Below are 12,682 nucleotides of genomic sequence, written 5' to 3'. Positions count from 1 at the left end.
AACGGGCTGTTTTCTTATCTTTCGGTTTTCATATTGGTTTTTTCACGAAAGTCAAAGCATGAAGCCCACTGTTTTAGCTGTTGGTAGTTGACACCATTATTACCATATTATTTTATTATTTCTACGTTTTTATTTTGTTAAAATAAACTTGCCTTTTCCCCTTTCTTCTCGTTAGAGGATCTACCTCTGTTTTTGAAATTCTGGTTTCTTTCCGGGACGGGCTCGATTTTTATCAGTACGTATGTATTTTCTGTAAAAGCTGCTTTCAGCCTCTCTTCTACGAGATTTGCTATCTCTGCAGCTTCCAGGACACTCAGGGAGTTATTCACATTAACAATGGCATTGATTGCTATACCTTTCCCTATCCTGCGAGTTTTAAGTTCTCCGGAACCCGTGACGTTTTCGGTTTTGTTTATAATCTCCTTGATTCTGAGGTTATTTTCTTCATCAAGGGAGGCTTCTATCAGTTCATTTACAATTTTGTAAAGAAGTCTCCCTGAATTTCCAAGGAGATAGAGGCTTAAAAGAAGCGCAGCGAAAGAATCAGCTATATTAAAGTTTTTTCCAGGCAGAAATGTGCATCCTATTCCTAAAATAACAAAGCAGGATATTAATACCTCTTTTATTGGGATTATTAACAAGCGTTTTACTGAAATAATTGATACGTCTTTTACAGGTATACGAGCTTTTGAAAAATCCTCTTTAGTCTGTAATTCAGGGTTTTCTGTCAGAACAGCCACAATATTTCTTAATATAAAGGCTGAGGTTGCTGCATAAAGTGCAATAATTTCAGGAGTTTCGGGCTCTTTACCCTGCAAAAACATGAGTATTTCCCCAGAATTCAGGGAAATCATATGAAAACTTGCAAAAAGAAGAATAAAAGCCCCTGCTCCCATGCAGAGGGTTGTGATTTTTCCATGCCCGTAGTTGTGGCTTTCGTCTCCAGGCTTGCTTCCAATCGAAAAATCCAGGAGTTTTATACACTCATCAATAAATTCAGAGAAGGAACGAACTGCATCGGCAAGAAGCAAAGTACTATTTCCCAAAATCCCGGCTAGCAGTTTGAAAAGTGTCAGTATCAAACTCAAAGCAAGCTCTGTATAAGATCTATTGCGGATTTTATTGTGGGTTTTGTCAAGCTTTTTATCCGCTTGCATTCGAAGTTCACCGTTAATTAGCTTTTTCAATCTTTTTTCTAGTGGGTCTTTTTATTCCAATCAAACCTTTTTGAAAATGTTTGTGCCACAATGCACTGGTCGATCACGCCGATAGAGTTCGGGAATAAGTTACTCAAATTCAAATGTTGCTGTGGTTTTCGCTCAAGTCTTTTTTGAAAAGGCTTGGTAACAAAACGAAAACTATTTCTTTAAATTGGATAGGCCCTCGAGTGCCTGTGTCTTTATAACGCGGTCACAATACAGTGTTTAGTCACTCGTGCAATAATATTGGGAGGATTGGTAAACACAGGTTTAATACCTGTACTTGCCTGAAGAGTCGTTTTTAGCTGTTTTTCCGTTTTTCCTGCAATTTTAGGATTTTATATACTTATTGAGGTTGGTGCAGGTCTTTTCATCAGGTACTCGAGGGTTTTACTCAATGACTGCTGATTATTTTACTATTAGAGTGGGATTACAGTTTTTCCGTGAATTTCGTTCATTACCATGCCAAGAGCTGTATAAAGAGCTCCAAGGCCCATAACAAGTCCTACATAGCCAGCCACTATAAGCAACCCTGTACTGCCGGTTGCGTTTACAACAGCAAGCAACATAAATAACAAAAATAATGTAACAAATACAAATTGGAGGGCACGGACTCCTATTCTCATAGTAACGATCAGCATAACAAAGGTATAGACGCCCCAGATAAAGAGATAAGCGGCCATAGCAGTTCCGGACGAAGCCTCAGCCCAGCCGATTGCAGGCATAACAAGCAATCCCGCCAGTGAGAACCAGAACAGACCGAAAGCAGAGAATGCAGTCCCTGCAAAAATATCTCCTTTTTTCCAGGACATAATTCCTGCAAACACCTGGGCAAACCCACCCAGAAATATTGCCATGGAGACGATCATTGATTCTACAGGATATATCCCTATGTAGCTCAGACTTAACAGAACTGCGGCAAGGCCAAGGCCGGTAAAGCCCAGAGGGGCAGCATTTGCAGTCTTGTCAACTATTACAGTAGCAGTTCCCACGTTTTCGCTCATGGTTTCACCTGAAGCCATAATTCTAAAAAAGTTAAAAAAAGAAGTTTAGGGCTTAGAGCCCATAGTTTTCGGGTCTGAAAACGGCAACTTCTTGTTTGAACTTGGTCAGGTTGTCGCTCATGAACTGGTCAGCATCATCGGTGAGGGCTTCGAGATCGGCCTTAACTTTTGCAAGAGCATTGGTTTCGAATCTTGTAAGTCTGAGTTTGCCGGAGTTGGTACCTTCTTCGATGATGTTGCAACATTCGATTGCTGCGTTCTTTGCACGGAGGTAGTTGTTCTCTCCATCTTTTGCGATTGCCTGTGCTACTCTGTAGGCATTGTCGTAAGCAATCACATAGCCCTGTGGGTCTCTGTATTTGTCCGAGAGCACGAGAATGTCTCTGAGATCCTTTGCTTTTCCGGTCTTAAGGGCAACGTTCATCATGGAACAGTCGTATGCAAGGGTCTCGGACCAGCACTGTACAGTTGTACCGCCGAATTCACCGTGGTATTCAACGGATTCGTTGGACCAGAGGTCACAGCACTGCATAACAATGTTACCCATCAGGTCAGAGTGAGCACAGGTTGAGGTCTTACCTTCCTGAGCAATCGGGACACCTGCAATGGCCTTTATGATGCTGTTCTCGTAACCACAGTCCTTTCCGGGGCCGACTGCACCGGCTTCATATGCACAGAGAGACCTGGCTGCAGAGATTGCCCTTGCAACAATTGCAGTTGTGTGGGCAAGGTTCTTGTCAAGCAGACCGCCTGCAATGAACATTGCAGTGTTTGCCTGGGCACAGTCCGTATCACCTGAAGATACAGTTCCTGTCTTCTTTGCAACATCTGAAATGTCCTTCCAGACCATTTCCATGTCCATACTGCCGAGCACACCGATCCCGAAGAGGATGCCTGCAGTGTCGTTCCTCAGAATAGAATAGTCAAAGATTTCCTTACCACCCATTGATTCAACTGCAAGCATATCTGCACCATTATTGGCAGCTTCTTCAAAGGCTTCCATAAAGGTGCTGTACTTGTCTCCTCTGAGATCTAGGTAGTCCCTGGTCTCACGGATATCTCCAATTGTATGGCGGAGTGCACATTTTATACCGTATTCATCATGATATTCTTCCATGATGGTCTTCTGGGCATGTGCAACAGCTCCTCCCCACTCAGGGTTGTTGGACATCTGCTGGACGTGTTCAGTTTCAAGCACAATAGAGGGTGCTCCTATTTGAACCATCCTTGACATAACGTCGGTGGTGATCCTTTCATACTCTTTTATAAGCTTTTCTTTGGATACGCCGGCTCCAGGCCTTGGGGCGTAGTTTATTTCGGGAGTCGTGTAACCGGCACCAATCTCAAGGCCAAGCCCTGCTTTTACAGGGAATTTTGATTGCCCGAAAATCAGTTCATCTGCGTTAGCGTAAGCCATTGAAGTGTATTTTTTTACCATTTTTGCTCCCTCCTCAGTGTTTGTGGAACTCCTCTCTTAATGCTGTGATATCTTTGGTACCTGCAACGATTGCGTCAGCAATCTTAGGGGCGTCTGCAGCTTCTTCACCATAAACCCCAAGTTCATACTGAGACACGAAATCCTGGTTCACAGCACCGCCACCACATGCGAATGGGAGTTTTATTCCCTTTTCAAGGAGCTTGTCATTAACTTCCTTGAATGCATACATGGTGGTTGTCATAAGAGCAGTACCTGTGAGCATTATTGGCTTTTCTTTTTCGACTGCAGCGATTACTTCGTCTACAGGAACATCTCTTCCAAGGTCAATTACCTCGTAGCCATTTGCTCTCAGAAGGGCAGCAACAATGTTCTTTCCGATGTCATGGACGTCGCCTTCTGCAACATGGCAGACAACCTTGCCCTTTGGCTCGGGAACTTCGGTGGTCTGACTCTTACAGAATTCGATACCTGCCAGCATGGCATCAGCAGACATCATAACGTTCGGGAGGAAAATGATACCATCGTCGTAGAGTTGGGTTACAACTCCCATTCCTACCATCAGGGCATCATCGATAAGGTCGATTGGCTTCTTGCCTGCATCGATAGCAGCCTGGAGTGCGTCAACTACGTCATCCTCTTCTCCTTCATAGATTGCTTTTGCAACAGGATAGATGAGGTCGTCTTTGGGATAAAGCTCTTCTGCAGCTTCATCAGGTGTCATTTCCTTTTCGAGGGCGACGTTGTAGCGTACTAATATGCCGTCGATGTCTTCCAGTTTCAAATCCAACATATTTTAACCTCCATTTAGCAAAAGAGTCTCGGATTGCTCAGATCGTTGACTCTGCAAGTTACATCTCCCTGAAGTTTTTAAGCGTTTTTACCAAACGCTTCTCGAATATAATGTCAGAGAATTCAAAAACCTCCAGATCGAATTCCTTCCATTGAGGGGGATTGGATAACTTTGAGTGGTGTACTGATCATTCAGAAACCGGATTTCAATCCGTTCTCTCGTTTTTCAAGCTTTCTGAAAAGAGCTTTTGAGTTACTTCCCGTTTTTACCCATTTTTTAAGCTTTTTTCAGAAAGTTTTTAAGTCGCCAGGTTCATATCTCTTCTATTTCCGATTCTCTATTTCCTGGCTCTAAAGGATTTTTTCCAGTTAATTCTGATAAGTGTACTCCCTTTAGTATTCCGGGATGCACTTGCAGATCACAGTTAGATTTTATTGCATATACCTTCACCTATGTTAATTTTTGAATTGCTATAATTTTATAATTCTCTTCTCAATTTTCTCTGCAAATGATTTTATTAAAAAGAAGTGTTTTTTTCTCCCTATTGATCTAATCAACGAGATCAAAATTTACTGGTTGATTGTTTTACATTCCAGGAAGATTTTATTACAGAGGGTGAAGATATGGAGATTCTTATTTTGAGCGTGGAGGTTATCAATTTAATTTGTTTTTATTGTGGATTTAAATCAGGCAAAATGAGGTAAATAAAGTATATTTTTGAAAGCACACAAGTGAAATGAATTTCCTGTTCAATTCACCTCAGAAATCCCCTAATTTCTTACTTCCGATGAGAATTGTGTGAAAGCTCCCATAACTCTAATCTTTTAGTTCTCTGGGATTTATTCAGATTCGGTTTTTGCCGTTTTTCAACTCTTTTTTAAACAGAGGCAAGCTATTTTCCTGGCAGGTTATTCAGTTTCTGTTTTTAATTTTTTAAGAATCAGGCTTCTTTATAACTGTTTAATATTATGCTGTTACTCAAAAGCCAGTTTTCTCCAGATGGCTGAAAGGGTACTTTATCCTCTATCTGAGGGATCATCTTCCGGATAGGGGGCGATGAGCATTTTATGATATATAAAGTTTTTGTGTGCCAGGTCAAAGCTGTCCTGATCCGGAAATATTTTCCTTCCTCATTTATCTTCATCCATGCCGCAACATCCTGAATCGGAAACTTTCAAACCGGAAACATTCTTCCTACTGTAGTTTCCTTCTCCCTGCCAGGCTGAAGTATGGATTATTCTTTCTCTAGGGTAAGAAGGTTCAATAAAGAAGGCCTAAGTTATCAAACTCTGTCTTTATAACCTGCAGGCCCTCCTCACAATCCTCAGGAGATTTGCCGCCTGTGATCACCAGTTTGCCAGAGCTGAATATGAGCACTACTACCTTGGGCGACTCAAGTCTGTAAACAAGCCCAGGAAATACCTCTGGCTCATACTCTACGTTCTCCATACCAAAGGCTATAACAATGGTATTCAGGTTCAGGTTTGTTTTCAAATCAGCGGTGGCAACAATGTTCTGAATATGAACCTCAGGTTCTAAATTTATTTTCTCGCATCCAATGGACTGGAGCGTGTTAGCCAGATTGATTATGGCCATCTTAGCGTTTTTGACGGTCTTAGCTCCGGTACATACCACTTTTCCTGAAGTGAAAATCAGAAAAGCAGCTTTTGGATTCTCAATTCTGTAGACCAGACCAGGGAACTTAGCTTTGTTATATTCTGCTCCTTCCAGTCCGGCCTCTATCTTCAGCAGGTCGAAATCTTCCGCCAGGGTGGTGGATGCCACCACATTCTCTATAGTTATTGTATACTCCATACAACATATATCTTAGATGTTCTATTGAAGCTATTGTCGGTTTAAATCACAAAATGCTTAAAAATTAGTGGTTTGTATAGGACAAACAATCTAACGCAAATATTATATAAATAGCAAAATTGGTTGCCTACCAGTACGCAGGTGATGTTTTCATGATCACGTTTCCAGTTTAATAATTATTTCTTTTTCATGTGTTAAAATAGGTCTGCTGTAACAACCGAATTGCATAGTCAAAGGTCAGAAATATCACAAAGAATATTCAAAAAAGAACACCAACCAAATAATAAAGGAAGGCCAAAATGTAAATATTCCTCTTATGTAAACTCTGTCTGTAGATATTGATTTCGATGTGATCGATAAGTTCAAATACCAACCAGTGGAAAATGAAATCAATTGCCAGCAATTAAAAAAATCAATTTAGAGAAATTTAATGAAAAATTGTTAATGAATTAGAGCGGCCATTCGGAACTACAGTAAATCGGAACTACTGTACCCGGTAATTACTTTCCTGAACCAAAAATATTCTTCCGCCCAAAGTTTTTCAGCTTAAAAAATGATCATTGCCTGCTATAACCTGGTTTTTTCTTTCCACTTTTTGAAGGAAAGCTGCTTTTCTTTCAGACATCTGCTTATTGTTATCCACAACTTTAATAAGTTCATCTCTGGACACGGACGTTACCGCAGAAAGTACCTTTACTCTTGATTGAGATTTTCCTTTTTTAAGGCTTCCATTTTAGGGATTTTATGCGCAGAAGTTACACTTCTCTTTATCGGATTTTCCTGACGCCTGAAAGAAAGCTTAATGTGGTTTATGTAGTTGGGTGGTTTATGTAGTTGGGTGGTTTATGTAGTTGGGTGGTTTATGTAGTTGGGTGGTTTATGTGATTAAGTGGTTTATGTGGTTGGGTGGTTTATGTGATTGAGTGGTTTATGTGGTTGGGTGGTTTATGTGATTGAGTGGTTTATGTGATTGAGTGGTTTATGTGGTTGGGTGATCTATGTATTCAGGGTTTAGCTCTTCTGCCTTATTTAGCATGAAAATGCTGCCATCTGCAAGCATTTTCATTATTTGTGCATGTTATTCAAAGAATATCATGTTAGTTTTTATGCTTTCCAGAATCTACTCGGAAACAGAAATCACTGTTTCGATGGAGATCTCCTGTGAAGCGATTTCAAATTAGGACGAATAGGCCGAAACTCCAGAAATTTGAATCGAGTTTTCTCTGCTCAGGGTTACTCCTCTCCTACTGGTCTTTTCCAACAGTTCGATCAATTTGTCTAAATTTTCTCCTCCCTGCTGGGCCGAAAAATGAATCATTCTTGCTCTGGGGTTTAATTTGCGCAGGAAAAGGCAGATTTCCAGGAGTTCTTCACGATTATTTATAAGTTCTACTTTATTGATGCCCAGGATCTCAGCCTCACCTATCTGATTTATCATGAAATTCTGCAGCTCGCCCGTCTTCTGACTCAGGCGGCTGGCATCCACAAGATTCACTATCGGGGCAAAAGTTATTCCCGGGATTCCCATATTCTCAATATTTCTTTTTATTTGTCCAGGGGGAGTTATTCCTGTGGGTTCTATTATAATAGTGTCTGGGTTGTAAGATGCAATGAGATTTCTCAAGGTGTATTCCATGTTGATTTTCAGGGGACAGTAGACACAGTCACTTGTAATTTCCCTGGTTTCAACTTCCCCTTCCGAGATCGTGTCTCCATTGATCCCTGTTTCTCCTATCTCGTCAGCGATAACTGCCACTTTCTGTCCCTGTTTTCCCAAATGTTCAACAAGTTTTCTTATCAGTGTGGTTTTCCCGCTTTCCGAGAATCCTCCGATTAACATACATTTCATGCCTTTACACCTTCCATAAGTTAAGCAAGAGTCCGAATAACCCTCTGGTAGTGGCAATATCTTATAGGGTGTCTAAAATGGAGAGACACTGCCACCATCATTTAAAAACGTTTTTTCGGGGTTATCTCCAGAGGTCGTTATTCCTTTTGACTCTATAATTAAAGATTCTCTTAATTGTATATAGCTTAACCGACACTGTTTTTTTATTGAGGTTCAATATTTTCCCCTTTTAAAAATAAGCTTTTCCTGAAATTTCATACTGGTCTGAATTTTCCAACACATTACGTTTTCAATATTGCAAGGGGATAACAAAATTCTACCGGCTAGAAAAATAGAAGTCATTAAATATTGAAGGGTATTGAAAATTTGAAGGCTTGACTGCATATTTAATTATAGAAATCCAGAGTCCTTAGTATCCAGAGTTTTGAAAAACTCGATCCTGCTTACAGTCCATGGCATTAATATTCGTCAGTAAAAGAGCTTTCTTTTCAATATACTTTAAATATGATCTCCGCAATATACATTATATATTATCAAAAATTAAATACAATCCTCACAATATTAATTTAGTTCTGGTTGAAAATTATTTCCCGTTTTTAAGATGAGAGAGTTTTATCAATTGATACACGGATAATATGTCCCTGAGCAGGATTCCGAATAAGCAAGAATAAAATTTTCATTGCTTCTAATATTGATTAACGTGATAAGTATCATTGATATGAAACACTTTTTACTTTATCATCTTGACTAAAGGCTGAAACTATGTTGCCTCCATGATCGTGGTGGGTTTTAGGGCAAATTCTGGCGAATTTGTTTCGGCTTAGACAATATATGAGTAATTGGAAGCTGATAAACATGAGTTCACTTATAGACCTGATTTTTTTCTCTGAAAAAAGAAAAAATCTTCTTGTTCAGTTAGCTAACGGGCCGATGGATATTAACGAGATAAAAGAAGTTCTTCATGTAAACTCCTGTGCTCTAATGCCTCAAATTAAAAAACTGAAAGATATGGATATGATAGTGCAGAAGGGAAGTATCTACCAACTTTCGGATATAGGGTCAGTAATCGTTGAGAAAATGCTCCCTCTTAAAGCTGTTCTTGACGTTTTTGATGGAAACAAGGACTACTGGTCAAAGCATGACAGGTCTCCTATTCCCGAAAACCTGATTCAGAAAATTGATATGCTGGAAAAATGTAACTTGGACGAGCCTGATCTTGACCACCTTTTCGAATTTCCACAGTATTTGCGTGACAAACTAAATGGTTCAAAAACTATAAAATCCTTTTACTCTTATTTCTGTCCTGATTGCCCGTCGATCCATGCTGCCTGTGCGGAAAATGGGGCCGAAGTACACCTTATGCTCGATGAAAAAGTGTATAACAGATTTAAAAATGACTTTACAGAAGAATATAATGTGTTGCTTAAAAATAAAGTATCGCTTTATATATACTCCGGTAAAATAAGGCCCTCTTCCTTCATGGTTACAGATAATTTCTTTATGCTGAAACTTTTCGGAAAAGAAGGAGAATTCGATCACAAGAAGATCACGAGTTTTACTCCAAGTGCCCTGGAGTGGGGAAATGAACTGGCTCAGTATTATATAGACCGTTCCACGAAGATTAATTATAACGATGAAGGTTAAATGAACTACAAAGATCAGTTAAAACCGGAGATCAATTAAAAAATGTGAGGAAAAATTTCTTTTACTCACTAATTTCTTCTTCCTGATCACCATGCTTATGCTTTTCATGGTGTTCATGTTCATGGTGTTCATGTTCATGGTGTTCATGTTCATGGTGTTCATGTTCATGCTCGATTTTGTTTACTTTTATTTGCTTTCTCTCAAATACCTCATGTACCGAATTATTTACAGCAGCTTTAACAGCTTCCTCGTCAACGTTTGAGACCGCTGAAAGTATCTTGAGGGTAGGGGTAGCTCCTTCCTTTGATTTGATCACATCTTCCTGGGGCTCTTCATAATATATTGTAATGTTCTGTTTCACGGTTTCTGATCCATTGTCCAGGAAAAGCTTGATGTGCCCTATAAACTCGGGATTTAGTTGCAGCACCTTTGCTTTTATTGTGTTCATCAGTTCGGTTGTTAATTCCCTGGCAACCTCAGTACTCAGGCTTCCATTTTCAACCGCAAACTCTACAGAATAACTGCCTACTTTTGAGGCTTCAATTGAATTTTCGGTCTCCTGCGGTGCAGAAGGTGCAGCTTTAGAAGGTTTTATTTCTTCTGTTATCTCGGTCGGGGCTTCTTTGGATAGTTCTTCAAGATCAGGAAGCACTAATCGCATAAAATTCTCAAAGCTTTCACCTGTGTCTTTTCCTGAAAGCAGGACTACTCTGGATTTCGGATTCAGTTGCTGGACCGAGGCTTCAAGGATTGGAATTCGAATAGGTTCTATCAGGTCTATCTTATTTATCCCGAGAATTTCCGCATCAATAATCTGCCTCATAGCAAATTCTTTTACTTCTTTCATCAGGTACTTGAAACGGCTGCCGTCAATCAGGGTCACAAGAGGGGCGATTTTTACCTGCTCGCCAAGATTCATAAGTTCAATTTCTTTCTTTATTATATTCGGGAAGGCGATGCCTGTTGGTTCGATCATAAGGATGTCAGGCTTGTATTCATTTGCAAGATAAGTAACTGTTACCCTTAGTCCTACTTTCAGAGAACAGCAGATGCATCCATTTGTGATCTCTTTCGTATCGAACCCGAACTTTTTTATCACATCCCCATCAATTCCGACTTCCCCGATCTCGTTCACTATAATGGCAACTTTTTTCCCTTTCTCTGCCAGGTATTTGCCCATATTGATAATAGTGGTGGTTTTTCCGCTTCCCAGAAATCCCCCCACTACAATGACCTGCACGTTTTTTCCTCCCTTCGTATCTTCTTGCTTATTGTTTATTTTTTTCTTTATTCGTCTTTAATCTCAATAAGCTTACCCTTTTTTACTTTCCTGCGACTGTCAGATTTTCCCATTTAAATCTGTCATCAGGGCAGGCGTGCAGACAGCGCTGGCAATTTGCACCATCACAGAGGTCAGTTCTTATTTTTACAACTCCGTTTTCTTCCATTCTCAGGGCTCCGTTAGGACAGACCTTTACGCACTTATGACAGCCTTCACACCCCTCGATTACCATGGTAAGGTAAGTCCCGACCTTTTCCAGTACTTCCAGTCCTTCTTCTCCAAGTTCAGGAATATCCCTTTCAACCTGACGGTCAATTTTAAGAATAGAGGAAGGCTCACCAATCATGGGCAGTTTTTTCTTTTTCAGGAACTTTTGAAGCATCTTAAAAGCCATGCCCTCGTTCCAGTAAGCAAGCTCCAGCATATAAGCCTCCTTAAATGCATCGGAGGTTGCAAACATTACATGGGTGCCCACTATTTCCTTTGCAATTGTCTGCAGTTCCCAGAGCCTGTCTTCAGAGAGCAGAATTTCTCTGGCAACGGTCAGGGAGGTATTTCCAATCTGGGAAACATAATTCGCGTTGTAAGGGATCATTCCCACCTTATGGGCTTTTGCCGCGTCCATATAAGTGCCTGCAGCGCCTGACATGTGGGCTGTCTGTAGTTCTTCCATGTCTATGCCTGCAGCTGCACAGAGAGTAATATGCCCGGCCCGTAGTGCTCCTATGGCTCTCCCTGCTTCAATAAGATCTTTATTGGTAAATATGACCCCATCCTGAAGATGAAGAATGCCATCCGGGGTCTGAATCTTTGGCAGCACAATTAGTTTATTTCTCATAGCTGTCTCTATAAGGGCAATAACTCCAGTGCCTGTGATGCCTTTTGCAGTGAGCTCTCCCTTTTCCACTACCTCCCCGGTTTTAGGATTTACAAGGTCTCCCTTGATGGTATTCATATCCCGATCGAGTACATAGCAGCGTAGATTATTTCCCTCAAACTCCACGTCACAAATTGTGTGAGGGGAAGCAATGGACCCGCATTCTATCTCCTGACCTTCAAGGGCAGGACCTGCAGCAGCTGAACCTGTATATATAACGCCGTTTGCTTTAAGAGCCATTTCGGCATTTGTTCCGTAGTCCGTTGCAATCGCTATGTCATTACTCTCAATCATGCCAGCCTTTACAATAAGAGCAAGAGCATCGGCTCCAACTTCGTGTTTAATTGCCGGAGGCACAAATAGTTTGCAATTTGTAGCTTCTTCAAATCCCTCTATTTCGGCCAGGGGTATTATACGAGCATCCCTGTTTTGCTCTTCTATGTGATATTTTTGCTTTTTACGTTCTCCGGCGTATGCCAGGTCTTCAATTGGAATACCCTGGAATATAGAAAGCTGAATTGGGTTTCCGCAAATTGCAAATTTTTCCATTTCTGCCAGGTTTACTCCAAGTTCAGCAAGAATGTTTTTTACTGCGGTTGCCGAGAGCCCGTGGGCCTTGTCAAGTCCGTAGTGGATTGCAAAATCAAGATGATCCATTACGTTTGCTCCGGGCAGGGGATTTCTCAGTGTTATGACGGTTTTCTTAATCTCACCGGTTTCCAGGTCAATTTTCTGGGCCCTAAAACCGCTGGTTCCGAGGTCAATTGCAACTCCTATTCTCATA

Annotated in this window: 11 protein-coding genes; 1 reads left to right on the top strand and 10 read right to left on the bottom strand. The window is 40.7% G+C overall.

Annotated features, from left to right (window positions below; translation table 11 throughout):
• Positions 1 to 137: 137 nt before the first annotated feature.
• The 8 genes from MSBRM_RS17575 to MSBRM_RS17545 form a co-directional block, all read right to left on the bottom strand.
• Entirely contained in the window at positions 138 to 1,157 is a 1,020-nt protein-coding gene (locus tag MSBRM_RS17575) for a cation diffusion facilitator family transporter (RefSeq protein WP_048156525.1), read from the bottom strand.
• A 461-nt stretch (positions 1,158 to 1,618) separates the two neighbouring features.
• A complete protein-coding gene (locus MSBRM_RS17570) occupies positions 1,619 to 2,203 on the bottom strand; it encodes an acetate uptake transporter (RefSeq protein ID WP_048122313.1) in 585 nt (194 codons plus the stop codon).
• Between the two features lie 52 nt (positions 2,204 to 2,255).
• Positions 2,256 to 3,641, bottom strand: coding sequence for a methanol--corrinoid protein co-methyltransferase MtaB (gene mtaB, locus MSBRM_RS17565; protein WP_048122311.1), 1,386 nt, complete (start codon positions 3,639 to 3,641; stop codon positions 2,256 to 2,258).
• 13 nt (positions 3,642 to 3,654) lie between these two features.
• Positions 3,655 to 4,431 (bottom strand): methanol--corrinoid protein MtaC, encoded by a 777-nt coding sequence (gene mtaC / locus MSBRM_RS17560; protein WP_048122309.1) that lies wholly within the window; start codon positions 4,429 to 4,431, stop codon positions 3,655 to 3,657.
• Positions 4,432 to 5,371: 940 nt separating this feature from the next.
• On the bottom strand, positions 5,372 to 5,575 hold the full coding sequence (locus MSBRM_RS17555; protein WP_048122308.1) for a hypothetical protein: 204 nt from the start codon (positions 5,573 to 5,575) through the stop codon (positions 5,372 to 5,374).
• A gap of 116 nt (positions 5,576 to 5,691) precedes the next feature.
• Positions 5,692 to 6,246 carry a TATA-box-binding protein gene (locus tag MSBRM_RS17550; RefSeq protein ID WP_048122307.1) on the bottom strand — a complete coding sequence of 185 codons (555 nt, stop codon included), beginning with the start codon at positions 6,244 to 6,246 and terminating at the stop codon, positions 5,692 to 5,694.
• Between the two features lie 541 nt (positions 6,247 to 6,787).
• Complete coding sequence (locus tag MSBRM_RS21815; protein ID WP_255361926.1) at positions 6,788 to 6,916, bottom strand: hypothetical protein; 129 nt, start codon at positions 6,914 to 6,916, stop codon at positions 6,788 to 6,790.
• A 507-nt stretch (positions 6,917 to 7,423) separates the two neighbouring features.
• A complete protein-coding gene (locus tag MSBRM_RS17545; RefSeq protein WP_052712945.1) occupies positions 7,424 to 8,095 on the bottom strand; it encodes a GTP-binding protein in 672 nt (223 codons plus the stop codon).
• 855 nt (positions 8,096 to 8,950) lie between these two features.
• On the opposite strand from MSBRM_RS17545, the gene MSBRM_RS17540 reads away from it, so the two are divergent.
• A complete protein-coding gene (locus tag MSBRM_RS17540; RefSeq protein WP_230668968.1) occupies positions 8,951 to 9,739 on the top strand; it encodes a helix-turn-helix transcriptional regulator in 789 nt (262 codons plus the stop codon).
• Between the two features lie 61 nt (positions 9,740 to 9,800).
• Here MSBRM_RS17540 and MSBRM_RS17535 read toward each other — a convergent pair whose 3' ends face one another.
• Positions 9,801 to 10,979, bottom strand: coding sequence for a GTP-binding protein (locus MSBRM_RS17535; RefSeq protein WP_048156520.1), 1,179 nt, complete (start codon positions 10,977 to 10,979; stop codon positions 9,801 to 9,803).
• An 82-nt stretch (positions 10,980 to 11,061) separates the two neighbouring features.
• Positions 11,062 to 12,681: a methylamine methyltransferase corrinoid protein reductive activase gene (locus tag MSBRM_RS17530; RefSeq protein ID WP_048122301.1), complete on the bottom strand. Its 1,620-nt coding sequence runs from the start codon at positions 12,679 to 12,681 to the stop codon at positions 11,062 to 11,064.
• Position 12,682 lies beyond the last annotated feature (1 nt).

The organism is Methanosarcina barkeri MS (assembly GCF_000970025.1).
GTDB classification, from domain to species: Archaea; Halobacteriota; Methanosarcinia; order Methanosarcinales; family Methanosarcinaceae; genus Methanosarcina; species Methanosarcina barkeri.
Note: the sequence above shows the minus strand (reverse complement) of the source record. Positions and strands in the feature narration are given on the sequence as shown.